The following is a 16,182-nucleotide window of genomic DNA, read 5'->3' as shown; positions in this document are numbered from 1 at the left end:
TATTCCGGTCGTGACGGCCGACGACGAGGACCTGGTGCCGCGCATCGGCGAGGACCGGGACGCGCTGGCCGAGCTGTACCGTCGGCACGTGCGTGCCCTGCTCGGCTACGCCGGGCGCAGGCTCGGCGACCCGAACGACGCCGCGGACCTGGTGGCCGCGGTGTTCCTGGAGGTCATCCGCACCGCGGACCGCTACGACCCGGCCAGGGGCACGCCGAGGGCCTGGCTGTTCGGCATCGCGGCCACCCTGCTGGCCGCGCACGGCCGGTCCAGGAGCCGGGAGGCCCGCGCGCTGCGGCGGGTCTACGGCCGCCGCGAGCTGATCCCCGAGGACCACGCCGAGCTGGCCGGGCGGATCGACGCCGCGCGCAGCGCCGAGTTGCTGCACGCCGCGATCGACACCCTCCCCCCGGCCGAACGCGAGCTGTTCCTGCTGGTCGCGCTGGACGGGCTGACCCCGGCCGAGGCGGGCGCGGTGCTCGGCATCGCCCCGGCCGCGGCCCGGATGCGGCTGAGCCGGGCCCGCCGCAAGCTGCGCGCCGCCCTGCCGGAGCCGGTGGCCGCGCTGGTGTGCGCGCCATGAGCCGGGAGCAGGAGCCGCTCAGCCCGCTGGAGCAGCGGATGCTGGACGGCCTGCTGCGGGTGGCCGGGGAAGAGTCCGTCCACAGTGGACCCGCCAAGCGGTCCAGGTTCGCCTGGCTGGCGGTGGCCGCGGTCACCGTGCTCGGCCTGGGCGCCGCGGCCACCGTGCCCAGCCTGCTCGAACCGTCCATTCCGGACACCCCGGTGCAGCAGGCGCCCGCGCCCGGCCACATCGGCTACCGCAAGGTCATCACCGGCACCCGGTACGTCAGCACCAGGCTGCTGGACAACCGGTACGTGGACATCACCGCGGAGATCCGCGGCACCGGCGAGCTGTGGGCCGAGCTGAGCGACCCGCGCACGGTCCGGGCCAAGCTCGAACCGCACCAGGTCCTGGAGTGCGCCCCCGCCGACCAGCGCGGACTGTGCGCGAACTGGCTGGCCGACACCACCGGCAAGGGCCTCGGCCTGCGCCTGACCCCCGAGGACCGCACCCTGCCCGACCTCGGCCGCCACCCGGAGTCCGACGTCACCGGCCTGAGCCACCAGACGCTGAACCTGCTGCCGGCCAACAACGTCGGCGGCCGCCCGGTCACCGAGCTGGCCGCGAACCCGGATGAGCTGAGCGGGCAGTTCGACGAGCTGTCCCGGCGCGCCCACCGCAAGGGCCTCCAGTTCGAGCCGAGCCGCTGGGAACGACTGCGCCTGGCCGTCGACCTGCTGCTGGCCACCGGCGCGACCAGGGAACAGCGGGCCGCCGCCTGGACCGTGGCCCAGCGCGCCGCCGAGGTCGCCGAGACCGAGGCCGCCGACCGGCTGGGCAGGCCCGGCCGCGCGCTGGCCTTCGAGACCTCGCCCGGCTCGCGGCGGCAGCTCGTCCTGGACCCGGCCACGCTCACCCTGCTCAGCCAGAGCGAGGACTACCCGCCGCCCAAGGACACCGAGCGGCAGAAGTTCCCGGTCGCCATCGCCGACTACACGCTGTACCTGGGCGCGGGCGCGGTCCGGTCGATGACAGAGGTCCGCTGACCGGATTTGCCACGAAACGGCCACGACCTGGCCAAGAGCTGGTGGTCAACCGGGTCAAACCGCCTGGTGCGGGGCGCAGGATCAGGCCCCCCGATCCAACCGCACCTGGAGCAGTGGCCATGCGTCTTCCCTCCCCCTCGCGTCTGCTCGCACTGACGCTGCTGCTCTGCCTCGGCCTGGCGGGCACCGCCGCCGCCCAGCCGACCGCCACCTCCGCCGGTGACCCGAGGGCCACCGCGCACCCCGGCAACGCGACCACCTGCGCCCAGGCCGGCCTGCCCGGCCAGCTGATCACCGACCGGCTGACGGTGAACATCAGCGGCGGCAGCCACCTCACCGTCACCTCGGTCCCGCTCGGCGTGACGGTGACCGGCATCGTGCTCAAGGGCGGCGACAACCACAACGTCTACCTGCCGGGCGCGCTCGGCCTGCTGCCCTGGCCCGGCCTGCACTCCCCGCTGGTCGGCAAGAAGGGCAACATCCCCGACATCAGCCACTGGTTCGCCTGCGGCACCGGTCAGACCACGACCAAGACCACCACCAAGGCCACGACCACCAAGAGCAACGCCAAGAGCACCACCGCGACCACGACCACCACCGGCGGTGCCACCACCTCCACCACCAGCCGCGGCACCACCACGACCACCACCCTCGCCACCACCCCGCGCACCACCGCGCCCACCAGCACCCCGGTCCCGATGCCGGTGGCCCACGACGACGAGCTGGCCAGCACCGGTTTTGGCAACGGCTGGCTGTTCGGGCTCGGCGCGGTGCTCCTGCTGGCCGGTGGCGGGGCGCTGGCGCTGGCCAGGCGGCGGCCGCGGACCGGTCGCTGAATCGGGCAGGGGCGCGACGGCGTGCACACAACGAACGGCTAACGAGCCAGTGGCGGGGGCTGTGCCAGCGGCGATGTGACTGTTGGATGCAAGCCTCCCCACCTTGAGCAGGAGCCCCCGCTGATGCACGCCCTCGTACCCGTCTTCCGCCGTGCCCTCGCCCTGGCCGCGGTGGTCCTCACCACCTGGCTCGGGGCGGCCGGCAGCGCGGGGGCCGACCCGCAGCTCCCCTGGTCCGGCGACGAGCGGGCCACCCCGGTCGCCGGGGTGGCCGCGGGCTGTGCGGCGGCCGGGCTGGCGGGCGAGCTGGTCGAGGTCACCGTGACGAAGGACCCCCGGTACCTCACCGTCACCGCGGCGGACCCAGGTGTCACCCTCACGGGGGTCGTGGTCCAGGGCAGGCCCGGATACAACATCTATCCGGCGTCCGCGTTCACCGGACTGCCGTGGGAACGGCTGCACGCGCCACTGGAGTCGCCGTCGCAGCCGCACAAGCCCGCGCTGACCACCAACTGGTTCGCCTGCGGGAGCAAGGCAACGACCACGACCACCACCACGAAGACGACGACCACCACGACGACCACGAAGACGACCACGAGCACCACCACGCCGACCACGCGTCCGACCGGCGCCACCACCTCGTCGACCACGAGCCAGGCCCCGGTCACCAGCACGACACCGCCGCCCGCGGTCACCAGCAGCACCGGCCCCGGCCTGGCCACCACCGGCTTCGACGGCGGCTGGCTGATCCCGCTGGCGGCCGGGCTGATCCTGCTCGGCGCGGCGGCGCTGATCGTGCCGCGCCTGCTCCGTCGCCGCGGCTGAGGCCGGGAAGGGGACCAGGATGACGCTCACCGAGGACAAGGCGGCGCCGGCCCGCACCCGCCGGATCGCCTGGCTGGTGCCGGTGGTGACGGTGGCGCTGGGACTGGTGGTGGCCTTCGTCGGCGTCGGCGTGCTGGCCAACCGCTACGAGCCGTTCCGGGTGGAGACCTCCGCGATGGAGAACACCCTGGCCCAGGGCACCAAGTCGATCACCAGGCCGGTCACCGACGGCGGCGCGTCCGTGCAGCGCGGCGACGTGGTGCTCTTCGACGCCGGCCGCGCGGGCTGGCCGGGGGCCGAACGCGGCGAGCAGCTGGTCAAGCGGGTGGTCGGCATCGGCGGTGACACGGTGACCTGCTGCGACGCCCAGGGCAGGCTGGAGGTCAACGGCCGCGCCATCACCGAGCCCTACCTGCGCACCGACGACCCGGCCACCGGCGGCCCGTACCAGCCGCCGCGGTTCTCCGTGCGGGTGCCGCAGGACCGGATGCTGGTGCTCGGCGACTACCGCGGCAACTCCCGCGACTCGCGGGCCTTCCTGGACACCGAGTTCAAGGGCACCGTGCCGCGCGATGCGATCAAGGCGGTGGTGGTCGCGGTCTTCCGCAACGGCGTCCGGCAGGTCTCGCCGAGCAGCGCGTTCACCGACGCCGGGCTGGCCGGGGCGGCCGAGACCGACCACGGCTACCGGTACGCGTTCTGGGCCATCGTTTCCGGGGTGGCCCTGGCGGTGGCCGCGCTGCTGTGGCTGACCGTCGTCGGCGCGCTGGCCTGGCGGCGCCGACGACGGCAGCGTTCGCTCAGCCCTTGAGCAGGCCGGTCATCTCCGCGATCTCCTTCTCCTGCGCGGCGATGACCTCCTGCGCCAGCTGCTTGGCCTCGGCCGACTGACCCTGCGCCAGCTCGGTCCTGGCCATCTCCACCGCGCCCCGGTGGTGCTCGACCATCATGGTCAGCCAGCGCCGGTCGAACTCGTCCTTGCGCGCCCCGAGCAGCTCGTTCATCTGCTCGGCGGACATCATCCCGTGCGCGCCGTGGCCCTCGTGCTCGCTCTTGGCCGGGGCGTTCCACGACTTCAGCCAGCCGGTCATCTTGTCGATCTCCGGCTGCTGCCCGTCCTGGATCCACTTGGCCAGCTCCAGCACCTTGGCGTTCTCGGTGCGGCCGGGGGCCAGCTTGCTCATCTCCAGCGCCTGCTCGTGGTGCGGGATCATGCCCTGGGCGAAGGTGACGTCGGCTGCGTTGTGCGCGGCGGAGGTGGGGGCCGAGGTGTGGCCGTGCCCGGCGGGCTCGCCGCCCCCGCAGGCGGTCAGCGTGATCGCGGCGAGCACGCCGAGACCGGCCAGGACCAGCTTGTTCTTGCGCATGACAAAGCTCCTCAAGTACTGACGAATATGACGGAGACGGGGAAACCCGGTCTCGTCAGCGCCGCAGCACGCAGAGGGTGTCGAGGTCGAAGAGCTTGACCGGCGGCCCGCGCGGGACGGTCCGCACCAGGTGGGCGCGCAGCCCGGTCAGCGCGGCCGCCGGATCCCGGCGCAGCCAGCCGAGCAGGTGCAGGGCGAGCAGGCCGATCGCGGTGACGATCAGGCCGAGGCACAGGTGCAGCAGCGTGGAGTCGTGCCCGCCGGGCGCGGAGCCGTGGTCGCCGTGGGAGCCGGCGTGCTGCTCGCCGTGGTGTCCGGCGGCGGCCACCGCGGCCGTCCCGGGCGCGGCCTGCCGCCCCTCGCCCGGATGGGTGACCTGGTGCATGGCCAGCACGCTGAAACTGATCGTGAACACCAGCAGCGCGAGCCCCAGTACCCGCATCGGGCGTGGTCGGAGCGCTGTGGTCACCAGCCCAGCCTAACGTCACACCCCGACCTGCCAGCCCAACCGTGCCCGCTCCCGGCACGCGGTCTACGATTCCCATGCGCGGTCTGCCTACGCATGCCCGCAACCAGCAAGTGCAGGTGATTACCAGGTCAACAGGCCAGTGCAGGAGGCACCGTGACGGCCGTAGCCCCTCAGCCGATCGCCACGCGTCCGTTCCCGACGCGTCAGACGGTCAAGGGTTCGTTCCTGCTGCGGATGCTCCGCACCACGGACCACAAGCAGATCGGCATTCTGTACCTCGTCACCTCGATCGCCTTCTTCATGGTGGGCGGCGTGATGGCACTGCTGATCCGCACCGAACTCGCCCTGCCGGGCATGCAGTTGCTCTCCCAAGAGCAGTACAACCAGATGTTCACCATGCACGGCACGATCATGCTGCTGCTGTACGCGACGCCGATCGTCTTCGGCTTCGCGAACTACATCCTGCCGCTGCAGATCGGCTCGCCGGACGTGGCGTTCCCGAGGCTGAACGCCTTCTCGTACTGGCTGTACCTCTTCGGCGGCCTCACCGTGATGGCGGGCTTCATCACCCCTGGCGGCGCGGCCGACTTCGGCTGGTTCGCCTACACCCCGCTGTCCAACGCCATCCACTCGCCCGGCATCGGCGCCGACCTGTGGATCTCCGGCCTGGTGGTCTCCGGTCTGGGCACCATCCTCGGCGGCGTGAACATGATCACCACGGTGCTGTGCCTGCGCGCGCCCGGCATGACCATGTGGCGGATGCCGGTGTTCACCTGGAACATCCTGATCACGAGCCTGCTCGTGCTGATGGCCTTCCCGATCCTGACCGCCGCGCTGCTCGGCCTGATGGCCGACCGGCACCTCGGCGCGCACGTGTTCGACCCGGCCAACGGCGGCGTGATCCTCTGGCAGCACCTGTTCTGGTTCTTCGGGCACCCGGAGGTCTACATCGTCGCGCTGCCGTTCTTCGGCATCGTCTCGGAGATCTTCCCGGTGTTCAGCCGCAAGCCGATCTTCGGCTACAAGGCGCTGATCTGGGCGACGATCACCATCGCCGCGCTGTCGGTGACGGTGTGGGCGCACCACATGTACGCCACCGGCGCGGTGCTGCTGCCGTTCTTCGCCTTCACCACGTTCCTGATCGCGGTCCCGACCGGCATCAAGTTCTTCAACTGGATCGGCACCATGTGGCGGGGTCAGCTGACCTTCGAGACGCCGATGCTGTTCTCGGTCGGGTTCATCATCACCTTCCTCTTCGGTGGCCTCACCGGTGTGCTGCTCGCCGCCCCGGCGATCGACTTCCACGTGTCGGACACCTACTTCGTGGTGGCGCACTTCCACTACGTGCTCTACGGCACCATCGCCTTCGCCACCTTCGCCGGGATCTACTTCTGGTTCCCGAAGATGACCGGGCGCCTGCTGGACGAGAAGCTCGGCAAGCTGCACTTCTGGACGACCTTCATCGGTTTCCACCTGACCTTCCTGGTCCAGCACTGGCTGGGCAACGAGGGCATGCCGCGCCGCTACGCCGACTACCTGCCCAGCGACGGCTTCACCACGCTCAACTCGATCTCCACGATCGGCGCGTACCTGCTCGGCGCGTCCACGCTGCCGTTCATCTGGAACGTGTTCAAGAGCTACCGCTACGGCGAGGTCGTCAAGGTCGACGACCCGTGGGGCTACGGCAACTCGCTGGAGTGGGCGACCTCCTGCCCGCCGCCGCGGCACAACTTCACCGAGCTGCCGCGGATCCGGTCCGAGCGGCCGGCCTTCGAGCTGCACTACCCGCACATGGTGGAGCGGATGCGGGCCGAGGCGCACGTGGGCGGCAAGCACAAGACCGCCGTGCTGGACGCGCCAGCCGCGCCGTCGGAGGTGGCCGCCAACTCCACCCAGCCGCCGGAACAGCACGACGAGGATCCCAAGTCCAAGTGAGCTGAGCGCCGAACGGGGTAACCCCCGGACGCGGCGCACCGGCTCGACGACGAGCCCCACAACCGCCCGCGAGGGTGGCTGTGGGGCTCGTCTCTTTTCCGGGCCCGGCATCGAGCCCTAGCCCTCGACTGAGGAGACTCGGCAACCGTGAGTACCCGCAAAGCCACCACCGTGCTGATCACCGTCACCGGCCCGGACAAGCCCGGCGTGACCTCGGTGCTCTTCGCCGCGCTGACCAGGCACGGGGTCGAGGTGCTCGACGTCGAGCAGGTGGTGATCCGCAGCCGCTTGGTGCTGGGCGTGCTGGTCTCCACCACGCACGACCCGGAGGGCTTGCAGGAGCTGACCGAGCAGGCCATGGCCAGCGTGGGCATGCACGTGGACGTGGAGATCGGCGCCAGCGAGCGCTCCTCGGCCCGGCACGGCTCCAGCCACGTGCTGGTGGTGCTGGGCCGCCCGGTCACCGCCCGCGGCTTCACCGAGGTCGCCCGCAGGCTGGCCGCGCTGGGCGCGAACATCGACTCGATCCGCCGGGTGGCCGACTACCCGGTCACCGGCCTCGAACTGGCGGTCTCGGCCAGCGAGCACACCCCGGAGGCCGACGCCGAGCTGCGCGCGGCCATGGCCGAGGTCTCGGTGCGCGCCCAGGTGGACGTCGCGGTGGAGCAGGCCGGGCTGACCCGGCGGGCCAAGCGGCTGGTGGTCTTCGACGTGGACTCCACCCTGATCCAGGGCGAGGTGATCGAGATGCTGGCCGCGCACGCCGGGTGCGAGGAGCAGGTGAGGGAGATCACCGAGGCCGCCATGCGCGGCGAGCTGGACTTCACCCAGTCCCTGGAACGCCGGGTCGCCCTGCTGGCCGGACTGCCGGCGAGCATCCTGGCCGAGGTCGGCCGCACCCTGGAGCTGACCCCCGGCGCCCGCACCACCATCCGCACCCTGCGCAGGCTCGGCTTCCGCTGCGGCGTGGTCAGCGGCGGCTTCACCCAGGTCATCCAGGGCCTGGCCGAGGAGCTGCGGCTGGACTTCGCGGCCGCGAACGAGCTGGAGATCGAGGACGGCAAGCTGACCGGCCGGGTCACCGGCGAGGTGGTGGACCGGGCGGGCAAGGCGGTCGCGCTGCGCCGCTTCGCCACCGAGTACGGCATCCCGCTGGCCCAGTGCGTGGCGGTCGGCGACGGCGCCAACGACATCGACATGCTCAGCACCGCGGGCCTCGGCGTGGCCTTCAACGCCAAGCCCGCGCTGCGCGAGGTGGCCGACACCGCGCTGTCCCAGCCCTTCCTGGACGCGGTGCTGTTCGTGCTGGGCGTGACCAGGGCCGAGGTGGAGGCCGCCGACGCCGCCGACGGCCTGGTCGAAGAACGCATCGAGGTCGGCTGACGTGCTCGAACCCCTGGCCGCCCGCTACGCCACCTGGCTCGGCCTCCCCGCCCAGTCCACAGTGGACACAACCGATGAGGACCCGGCCACGGTCCGCGCCATGCCGATAGTCCTGCGCATCGAACGCCAGGAACCTGCCCCGCGCACGGCCCTGCTGGAAGCCGCCGCCACCGCGTCCCTGGCCGTCTGTTTGGCCCCCGAGGCCCAGCCCGAGGGCGAGTGGCACGAAGAAGTCCGCGCCTGGATCGACGGCCGCATCCGCAAGGTCTCCCGCCGGGCCCGCGGCGCGCACTGGGACGCCATCCAGGACCTCCCCGGCATCACGGTGTCCCACGACGGCGCCGAGGTCCGCGCCCTGGTCCCCGGCCTGGTCGCCGAGTCGCCCCGGGTGCTGTCCCGCCTGCAGATCTCCGGCAGCGAGCTCCCCGAGGACAACCCCGGCCCGCCGCCCGGCGACCGCCCCGTGCTGTGGCTCAACCCCAAGATCGAGATGACCGTCGGCAAGGCCGCCGCCCAGGTCGGCCACGCCACCATGATCGGCGCCGCCCTGCTGCCCGCCGAGGACCTGACCCGCTGGGCCGAGCAGGACTACGCCTGCGCCGTGCGCACCGCCACCCCCGCCGACTGGGCCAAGCTGCTGCCCGGCCCCGACCCGGCGCTGGCCTGGCGGGAACGCCGGGTGGCCGCGGTCCGCGACGCGGGTTTCACCGAGGTCGCCCCCGGCACGGTCACGGTGCTGTTCAGCTGGCCGCACTGACCAGCGCGTGCAGGTGCATGTCATGCCACCCGTCGGCATGCCGCACCGAGCTGCGCAGCACCCCCTCCTCAACGAACCCGGCCCGCTCCGCCACCCGGCAGGAGGCCAGGTTCCGCGTTGAGTGCCGCAGGTACAGCCGGTGCAGCCCCAGCTCCTCGAAGCTCCACCGCACCACCCGCCGAGCCACCCGCGCCGCCACCCCGCGCCCCCGCGCCGACGGCAGCACCCAGTAGGACACCTCGGCCGTGCCCTCCACCAGGTCCACGGTCCGCAACCCGGTCTGCCCCACCGCCCGGTCATCCACCCCGGCCACGGCCCAGCTGGCATCCCGTTCCTCCCGCCAGCGCGTCGCCCAGCCGGCGATCCAGTCCAGGGCCTCCTCGGCGCTGTCCAGCCTGCGCACGTGCCAGCGCTGGATGTCCGGACAGCTGAAGGCTTCCCGCACCACCTCGGCGTCCCCGGGCCGCCAGGGGCGCAGGGTCAGCTCCTGGTCGGCGGTGAGGCGGGGCTGGGTGCGCTCGCGCAGGTGACCGGCGGGCAGGGCGGGTTCGACCAGGATTGGCACGGGCTAACCGAACCAGGCCAACGTGATCGGTTCCGCGGGCGGCCCCGCCTTGAGCGTGCGCAACAGGTCAGCCAGCCCGATCGGGGCCACCTGTTCGGTGATCGACTCCAGTTCGCCGACCGGCCACCAGCGGTGCCCGAGCAGGTGCGAGAGCTCGCCCTCCTCCTGGGCGGTGATGTCCACGGTGAAGGCGGGCACCCGCAGCTGGAAGTAGTACTCGGTGGCGAAGGTCGGTGTCCGGCTGAAGGTCCACATCCCGGAGGTGGTCGCCACCACCGGCCCGACCTGCTCCGGACTGACCACCAGCCCGGTCTCCTCGCGGAGCTCCCTGGCCGCGGCCACCGCCAGCGGCTCGCCCTCGTTGACCCCGCCGCCCGGCGTGGACCAGCAGTTCCGCTCGTTGGCGGGGCCATATCGGTTGTGGAACAACAGGATCCGGTCATCTTCGTCCAGCAGCAGGATGCGTGCGCTGACCCTTATTCGATGCGGTGTATCCCCCATGTGATGACGATAACCCGAAGAGTTCTCGCTCACTATCTCTGTCAGGTGGAGAATTTTCGGTCGATCTTCTGATTTAGTTGCCAGGTGACGGGCGGTCCGGATGGCCGCCCGCTGGTATGAGAGGAACTCGATGTCGAAGGTGTTCTCCCGCAACGGTTTCCGTCGGATCGCCGTGGCCGGTGCGGTCCTGGTCGCGCTGGGTGGAGTGACCGCGCCGATGGCGTCCGCGGCGACCTCCGCGGCTGCCTGCACGCCGGTGGTGCTCAAGAAGGTCCTCACCTCGGCCGACAGTGACGGCATCGGCGTCGTGTTCACCTACTCCGGCACCGTCTCGGAGAAGAGCGCCAAGTACCTGCCCGCCGGTGAGAAGCCCGCCCAGGACGGCAGCGGCGACCCGATCGCGGTCAAGGGCAACGCCTTCATCCGCCTGGTCGTCTCCTGCTACAACTGGACCCAGGACACCTACCGCGGCCCCAAGCGCATCCCGGGCGAGGGCGCGGTCAAGGAGATCGTGCACGGCGGCACCTTCGAGGGTCAGCAGACCTGGTACATCGGCGTGGACCGCAAGCGCGCCTTCGACGACCTGAGCCGTGGCGCCAGCGTCTCGCTCAAGGTCAAGGTCTGACCTTCGTCCCCGTGGGCCGCTCTCAGGTGTCGATGCGCTTGAGGGCGGCCTTCACCACGTCCGGGTCGGTGGTCATCCAGAACGGCGGCAGCGAGGCGCGCAGGAACCCGCCGTAGCGCGCGGTCACCAGCCGGGAGTCCAGCACCGCGATCACGCCCTTGTCGTCGTTGGCGCGCAACAGCCTGCCCGCGCCCTGCGCCAGCAGCAGTGCCGCGTGGGTGCCCGCCACGGTGAGGAAACCGTTGCCGCCGCGGGCCTGCACCGCGCGCTGCCGGGCCGAGGCCAGCGGGTCGTCCGGGCGCGGGAACGGGATCCGGTCCATCACCACCAGTTGCAGCGAGGGGCCCGGCACGTCCACGCCCTGCCACAGCGACAGGGTGCCGAACAGGCAGGTGCGCACGTCCTCGGCGAACTTGGTGACCAGCTGGCTGGTGGCGTCCTCGCCCTGGCACAGGATCGGGAACTCCACCCGCTCGCGCAGGGCCTCGGTGGCCTGCTTGGCCGCGCGCATCGAGGAGAACAGGCCGAGGGTGCGGCCACCGGCGGCCTGCACCAGGCCGGTCAGCTCGTCCAGGTAGGCCTCGGCCAGGCCGTCGCGGCCGGGGGAGGGCAGATGGCCCGCCACGTAGAGGATGCCGCTGGACCGGTGTTCGAAGGGCGAGCCGACGTCCATGCCGGTCCACTCAGGACTGTCCGAAGTGGACGGTGGAGCCTTGTCGGTGGCGGTGCCGCCGGACTTGCGGTCGGCCGCGGCGTCCGGATCGCCCGCCGCCTTGCCCGCGCCTGCCAGGCCCCACTGGCGGGCCAGGGTGTCGAAGCTGCCGCCGAGGGCCAGCGTGGCCGAGGTCAGGATCACCGTCTTCTGGGCGAACAGGCGCTCGCGCAGCAGGCCGCCCACGCCCAGCGGGGCCACCCGCAGCGAGGGGGTGCGGTTGAAGTCGCCGAAGTCCCCGGCCAGCCAGACCACGTCGTGCCGCTTCTCCGGCTCGGCCTCGAAGGCGGCCAGCAGCCGGACCGCGGTGTCGTGCACCTCATCCAGCATGGACAGCGCCAGCTTGCGCGCCGCGGTGCCCTCGATGTCCTCCTTGCGCTCAGGCCCGAGCGCGCTGATGCAGGCGTGCGCGGCGTTGCGCACCGCGGCCAGCGCCCCGGCCAGCACCTGCGGCAGCTGGTCCAGCCTGCCCGGCTCCAGCTCCTGCAAGGTCAGCGCCAGGTTGTCCGCGGCCTCCAGCAGCCGGTCCGCGATGTCCTGCTCCACCAGCCTGCCGCAGCGCCGCGCGGCCACCGCGATCGCGGTGCTGGTCAGCTCCTGGGTGGCCACCGAGGTGACCCGGTCCACCAGGTCGTGCGCCTCGTCCACCACCACCACGTCGTGCTCGGGCAGGACCTTGTAGCCCTCCAGCGCGTCGATGGCCAGCAGCGCGTGGTTGGTCACCACCACGTCCGCCCGCCCGGCCTCGGCCCGCGCGCGCTCGGCGAAGCAGTCCTGGCCGATCGGGCACTTGGCCGCGCCGACGCACTCCTTCGCGGTCACCGAGACCTGCCGCCAGGCCTGGTCCGGCACCCCGGGCACCAGCTCGTCCCGGTCGCCAGTCTCGGTCTCCGATGACCACTCGTGCAGCCGTTTGACGTGCCTGCCCATGGCCGAGACCTGGAACGGGTCGAACAGCGCCTGCTCCTCCGGCTCCTCCGGCGCGCCGGTGTGCACCCGCTGCATGCACAGGTAGTTCCGGCGGCCCTTGAGGATGGCGAAGGTGGGTGTGCGGCCCAGCAACGGCTTCAGCGTCTTGGCCAGCCGCGGCAGATCCCGGTCCACCAGCTGCCGCTGCAACGCGATGGTCGCGGTGGAGATCACCACGGTGGCCGACTCGGTGACCGCGTGGTGCACCGAGGGCACCAGGTAGGCCAGCGACTTGCCGGTGCCGGTGCCTGCCTGCACGGCCAGGTGCTCGCCGGTGCGGATCGCCTTGGCCACCGCCTCGGCCATGTCCACCTGACCTGGGCGCTCAGTGCCGCCCACCCCGCCCACCGCCGCGGCCAGCAGCGTGCGGACGTCCGGGACCTGCGTCAGGTTTTGCTGGAGGGTGAGGGCTTCGGGCACGCGGGCAACGCTACCGCGCGCCGCCGACAAGCTTGTCCTCCGGCGATACGGTGGTGTCGCAGCCAGTACACCGATGTCTGGAGGAGCCTGGATGAGCAGCGCCGAGGAGTTCGAGGCACGGTTGCGGGACCTGCTCGGCCACCTCGACCTACCGGCCAAGATCCGCCTGCTCACCGGGGCCGACGCCTGGGCGCTGCCCGCCGAACCCGCGATCGGCCTGCGCCGCCTGGTGATGACCGACGGACCGGCCGGGGCCCGCGGCAGCCACTTCGACGAGCGCGACCCCTCCGCGCACACGCCGAACCCGACCGCGCTGGCCGCCAGCTGGGACCGCGAGCTGGTGCGCCGGATCGGCCTGCTGCTGGCCGGGGAGACCGGGGCCAAGGGCGCGCAGGTGCTGCTCGCGCCCACCATCAACCTGCACCGCAGCCCGCTCGGCGGCCGCCACTTCGAGTGCTTCTCCGAGGACCCGCTGCTCACCGCCGAGATCGGCCTGGCCTACGTGCGCGGGGTGCAGGAGGGCGGGGTGGCGGCCTGCGCCAAGCACTTCGTGGCCAACGACTCGGAGGACCAGCGCTTCACCCTCAGCGTGGAGGTCGCCGAACGCGCGCTGCGCGAGCTGTACCTGGCCCCGTTCGAGACGCTGGTGCGCGCGGGCGGGGTCAAGGTGGTGATGGCCGCCTACAACGCGGTGCGCGGCAGCACCATGACCGAGCACCGGGCACTCCAGGTCGGCGTGCTCAAGGAGGAATGGGGCTTCACCGGGCCGATCGTGTCCGACTGGACCGCCGCGCGCAGCACCGCGCCCACCGCCAACGGCGGGCTCGACCTGGTCATGCCGGGCCCGGACGGCCCGTGGGGCGAGAAGCTCGAGGCGGCGGTGCGCGCGGGCGAGGTGCCCGAGGCGGAGATCGACGACAAGGTGCTGCGCCTGCTCCGGCTGGCCGCGGCCACCGGCGTGCTGGACGGCTTCCCGGCGCCCGAACCGGAAGCCGCGTACCCGGTCGGCTCGGCCGCCCAGACCGAGCTGCTGCGCGAGGCGGCGGCCCGGGGCATGGTGTTGCTGCGCAACGAGAACCTGCTCCCGCTGGCCCCGGACACCCGGATCGCGCTGATCGGCCCGAACGCCGCCAACACCGCCACCAGGGGCGGTGGCAGCGCCGACCTGTCCCCGCGCCGCGAGGTCAGCTTCGCCGCCGGTCTCGGCCTGCCCGCGACCGAGGGCGTCCGGCCGGGCGGACGGCAGCCGCTGATCGACCTGGCCGACTGCGTGGACCCGGTGACCGGCGAGTCGGGCTTCCAGGTCGAGTACCGCGACGCCGACGGCGACCTGCTGGGCAGTGAGCACCGGGCGACCGCCCGGCTGGCCTGGCTCGGCCTGCCGGAGGAGCAGTGGCGCCGGGACGACCTGCGGGTGATCATGCGCACCAGCTACCGGCCCAGGGTCGCGGGCACGCACACCTTCGGCGTCACCGGGCTCGGACCCACCAGCCTGACCGTGAACGGGCAGCGGATCATCGAACCGGTCACCTCGGGCTGGCACAGCCTGGTGGACAGCTTCGACAACATCACCGAACAGCTCGGCGCGGTGGTTCTGTCCGATGTGGACACTCCGGTGGAGCTGGTGGTGGAGCACCGCCCGATCGCCGCGAAACACGGCTACCTGCGTTGCGGCATCACCCATCGCGCGCCCGGCCGGGACGCCGAGGAGGAGCTGGCCGAGGCGGTCCGGCAGGCCGAGGCGGCCGAGGTCGCGGTGGTCGTGGTCGGCACCAACGCCGACCTGGAGAGCGAGTCCCACGACCGCACCACCCTGGCCCTGCCACCCGGCCAGGACGAGCTCATCCACCGGGTGGCCGCGGCCAACCCGCGCACCGTGGTCGTGGTCAACGCCGGTTCACCCGTGCTGATGCCCTGGGCCGAGGAGGTGGCCGCGGTGCTCTACGCCTGGTTCCCCGGCCAGGAAGCGGGCCACGCGCTCGCCGACGTGCTCTACGGCCGCGCCGAACCCGGCGGCCGCCTGCCCACCACCTTCCCGCGCACCGCCGAGCAGGCCCCGGTGCTGGACACCACCCCCGCCGACGGCGTGCTCCGCTACGAGGAGGGCATCCTGATCGGCTACCGCGCCTACGACCAGCACCGCCTCGACCCGGCCTTCTGCTTCGGCCACGGTCTGGGCTACACCACCTGGGAGTACCGGAGCGCGGAGTGCCCGACCGGCGTCTCGGCCGCCACCCTGCACGCCGGCCAGCCCATCCCGGTCCGCGTCACCCTGACCAACACCGGCACCCGCCCCGGCCGCGAGGTCGTGCAGGTCTACCTGGGCCGCCACGCCAGCCGCTACCCGCGCCCACCCCGGGTGCTGGCCGGTTTCGCGGTGGTGGACGCGGCACCGGGGGAGACGGTGGCGGTGGAGATCCCGTTGGCGCCCAGGGCGTTCTGCGTCTACGACGAGCAGCGCCGGGACTGGCTGCCCGAACACGGCAGCTACCTGGCCGAGATCGGCCGCAGCAGCCGCGACCTGCCACTGGCCGCGGTGGTCACCGTGCACTGAGCTCAGGTGAGGCCGAGCGCCAGCTTCAGGGCCGAGTCGACTCGCTGCATCTCTTCAAGAGAGCACCGGCCGACCCGCTCGCCGAGTCGCTCCGGCGCGCACGCCGTTGTCTGCTCGCACAGCAGCAACGTCGCCCGGCCGAGCACCTCGATCTCCGGCCGCCAGCGCGCGGGCTGGGCCGATGTCGAGGTCGGGGCGATCAACCAGGTGGACAGGACTTCCAGTTCGGTGGCCTGCACGACCACACCGAAGCGGCCGCCGGCTTGTTCGTGGCCACGAGCGTCCCGGGGAGCGCGTAGCCGGTAGATGTCACCACGCACGCAGGTCTGCCAACTCCTCCTGCACCGCGGCCACCTCGGCCCGGTCGCTCTCGCTGGCCGCGACCCGTGCGGCCTCGGCGCGCAGGTCCTCGGCAGCCTGTGTGGCCTCCACCTCGTGGGCGGCTTGCACGATCGCCCGGCGGATCACTGTGCTGCGGTCGGCCTTGCAGGCCCGCATCAGCACGCGCAGCGCTTCTCGGGTCTCCGCATCCGGGCGGAAGTTGATGACGTCAGGATCTATGCCCACCCGACCAGTGTATTACATCGCGCAAGACAGGTGTCTTACGCAGTGTATTACGCATCGCCGGTGGACAGACAAAGACCCCCGGGTGG

At 72.2% G+C, this 16,182-nt stretch carries 17 protein-coding genes; 10 read left to right on the top strand and 7 right to left on the bottom strand.

Annotated features, from left to right (window positions below):
- Positions 1–10: 10 nt before the first annotated feature.
- From M8C13_RS19925 to lepB, 5 genes are all read left to right on the top strand, one after another.
- The gene (locus tag M8C13_RS19925; protein WP_252482145.1) at positions 11–583 is read left to right on the top strand and encodes an RNA polymerase sigma factor; all 573 of its coding nucleotides are present in this window, start codon (positions 11–13) and stop codon (positions 581–583) included.
- Positions 580–1,611, top strand: a complete 1,032-nt coding sequence (locus tag M8C13_RS19920; RefSeq protein ID WP_252482144.1) for a hypothetical protein — start codon at positions 580–582, stop codon at positions 1,609–1,611. The genes M8C13_RS19925 and M8C13_RS19920 overlap by 4 nt, the downstream gene beginning before the upstream one ends.
- Before the next feature lie 119 nt (positions 1,612–1,730).
- On the top strand, positions 1,731–2,447 hold the full coding sequence (locus M8C13_RS19915) for an LPXTG cell wall anchor domain-containing protein (protein ID WP_252482143.1): 717 nt from the start codon (positions 1,731–1,733) through the stop codon (positions 2,445–2,447).
- A gap of 123 nt (positions 2,448–2,570) precedes the next feature.
- Entirely contained in the window at positions 2,571–3,272 is a 702-nt protein-coding gene (locus M8C13_RS19910) for a hypothetical protein (RefSeq protein ID WP_252482142.1), read from the top strand.
- Positions 3,273–3,291: 19 nt separating this feature from the next.
- Positions 3,292–4,083: a signal peptidase I gene (lepB, locus tag M8C13_RS19905; RefSeq protein WP_252482141.1), complete on the top strand. Its 792-nt coding sequence runs from the start codon at positions 3,292–3,294 to the stop codon at positions 4,081–4,083.
- Here the strand turns inward: lepB and M8C13_RS19900 are convergent.
- Together M8C13_RS19900 and M8C13_RS19895 are read right to left on the bottom strand one after the other, a co-directional pair.
- Positions 4,073–4,639: a DUF305 domain-containing protein gene (locus tag M8C13_RS19900; RefSeq protein WP_252482140.1), complete on the bottom strand. Its 567-nt coding sequence runs from the start codon at positions 4,637–4,639 to the stop codon at positions 4,073–4,075. The two genes, lepB and M8C13_RS19900, sit on opposite strands and share 11 nt — an antisense overlap.
- Positions 4,640–4,694: 55 nt before the next feature.
- Complete coding sequence (locus M8C13_RS19895; protein WP_252482139.1) at positions 4,695–5,108, bottom strand: DUF6153 family protein; 414 nt, start codon at positions 5,106–5,108, stop codon at positions 4,695–4,697.
- A gap of 153 nt (positions 5,109–5,261) precedes the next feature.
- On the opposite strand from M8C13_RS19895, the gene ctaD reads away from it, so the two are divergent.
- From ctaD to M8C13_RS19880, 3 genes are all read left to right on the top strand, one after another.
- Positions 5,262–7,043 (top strand): cytochrome c oxidase subunit I, encoded by a 1,782-nt coding sequence (ctaD, locus tag M8C13_RS19890; protein WP_252482138.1) that lies wholly within the window; start codon positions 5,262–5,264, stop codon positions 7,041–7,043.
- 147 nt (positions 7,044–7,190) lie between these two features.
- Positions 7,191–8,426, top strand: coding sequence for a phosphoserine phosphatase SerB (serB, locus tag M8C13_RS19885; RefSeq protein ID WP_252482137.1), 1,236 nt, complete (start codon positions 7,191–7,193; stop codon positions 8,424–8,426).
- Between the two features lies 1 nt (position 8,427).
- The gene (locus M8C13_RS19880; protein ID WP_252482136.1) at positions 8,428–9,183 is read left to right on the top strand and encodes a peptidyl-tRNA hydrolase; all 756 of its coding nucleotides are present in this window, start codon (positions 8,428–8,430) and stop codon (positions 9,181–9,183) included.
- Here the strand turns inward: M8C13_RS19880 and M8C13_RS19875 are convergent.
- Together M8C13_RS19875 and M8C13_RS19870 are read right to left on the bottom strand one after the other, a co-directional pair.
- Positions 9,167–9,748, bottom strand: coding sequence for a GNAT family N-acetyltransferase (locus M8C13_RS19875; protein WP_252482135.1), 582 nt, complete (start codon positions 9,746–9,748; stop codon positions 9,167–9,169). The genes M8C13_RS19880 and M8C13_RS19875 overlap by 17 nt on opposite strands.
- Positions 9,749–9,751: 3 nt before the next feature.
- The gene (locus M8C13_RS19870; protein WP_252482134.1) at positions 9,752–10,249 is read right to left on the bottom strand and encodes an NUDIX hydrolase; all 498 of its coding nucleotides are present in this window, start codon (positions 10,247–10,249) and stop codon (positions 9,752–9,754) included.
- A gap of 130 nt (positions 10,250–10,379) precedes the next feature.
- Between M8C13_RS19870 and M8C13_RS19865 the strand changes: the two genes are divergently transcribed.
- Positions 10,380–10,874, top strand: coding sequence for a hypothetical protein (locus M8C13_RS19865; RefSeq protein ID WP_252482133.1), 495 nt, complete (start codon positions 10,380–10,382; stop codon positions 10,872–10,874).
- Positions 10,875–10,896: 22 nt separating this feature from the next.
- Here M8C13_RS19865 and M8C13_RS19860 read toward each other — a convergent pair whose 3' ends face one another.
- Positions 10,897–12,975 (bottom strand): ATP-dependent DNA helicase, encoded by a 2,079-nt coding sequence (locus M8C13_RS19860; RefSeq protein WP_374213104.1) that lies wholly within the window; start codon positions 12,973–12,975, stop codon positions 10,897–10,899.
- A 91-nt stretch (positions 12,976–13,066) separates the two neighbouring features.
- On the opposite strand from M8C13_RS19860, the gene M8C13_RS19855 reads away from it, so the two are divergent.
- Positions 13,067–15,529 (top strand): glycoside hydrolase family 3 protein, encoded by a 2,463-nt coding sequence (locus M8C13_RS19855; protein ID WP_252482132.1) that lies wholly within the window; start codon positions 13,067–13,069, stop codon positions 15,527–15,529.
- 2 nt (positions 15,530–15,531) lie between these two features.
- Here M8C13_RS19855 and M8C13_RS19850 read toward each other — a convergent pair whose 3' ends face one another.
- Together M8C13_RS19850 and M8C13_RS19845 are read right to left on the bottom strand one after the other, a co-directional pair.
- On the bottom strand, positions 15,532–15,849 hold the full coding sequence (locus M8C13_RS19850) for a type II toxin-antitoxin system PemK/MazF family toxin (RefSeq protein ID WP_252482131.1): 318 nt from the start codon (positions 15,847–15,849) through the stop codon (positions 15,532–15,534).
- Positions 15,839–16,096: a hypothetical protein gene (locus M8C13_RS19845; RefSeq protein WP_252482130.1), complete on the bottom strand. Its 258-nt coding sequence runs from the start codon at positions 16,094–16,096 to the stop codon at positions 15,839–15,841. The genes M8C13_RS19850 and M8C13_RS19845 overlap by 11 nt, the downstream gene beginning before the upstream one ends.
- Positions 16,097–16,182: the final 86 nt, after the last annotated feature.

The sequence above is a fragment of the Crossiella sp. SN42 genome (assembly GCF_023897065.1).
Taxonomy (GTDB): domain Bacteria; phylum Actinomycetota; class Actinomycetes; order Mycobacteriales; family Pseudonocardiaceae; genus Crossiella.
Note: the sequence above shows the minus strand (reverse complement) of the source record. Positions and strands in the feature narration are given on the sequence as shown.

Bases quoted from the DNA above. Each gene is read 5' to 3' on its own strand.
- M8C13_RS19920 (WP_252482144.1), top strand. From the start codon at position 580: ATGAGCCGGGAGCAGGAGCCGCTCAGCCCGCTGGAGCAGCGGATGCTG.
- M8C13_RS19915 (WP_252482143.1), top strand. From the start codon at position 1,731: ATGCGTCTTCCCTCCCCCTCGCGTCTGCTCGCACTGACGCTGCTGCTC.
- M8C13_RS19910 (WP_252482142.1), top strand. From the start codon at position 2,571: ATGCACGCCCTCGTACCCGTCTTCCGCCGTGCCCTCGCCCTGGCCGCG.
- lepB (WP_252482141.1), top strand. From the start codon at position 3,292: ATGACGCTCACCGAGGACAAGGCGGCGCCGGCCCGCACCCGCCGGATC.
- M8C13_RS19900 (WP_252482140.1), bottom strand. From the start codon at position 4,639: ATGCGCAAGAACAAGCTGGTCCTGGCCGGTCTCGGCGTGCTCGCCGCG.
- M8C13_RS19870 (WP_252482134.1), bottom strand. From the start codon at position 10,249: ATGGGGGATACACCGCATCGAATAAGGGTCAGCGCACGCATCCTGCTG.
- M8C13_RS19865 (WP_252482133.1), top strand. From the start codon at position 10,380: ATGTCGAAGGTGTTCTCCCGCAACGGTTTCCGTCGGATCGCCGTGGCC.
- M8C13_RS19855 (WP_252482132.1), top strand. From the start codon at position 13,067: ATGAGCAGCGCCGAGGAGTTCGAGGCACGGTTGCGGGACCTGCTCGGC.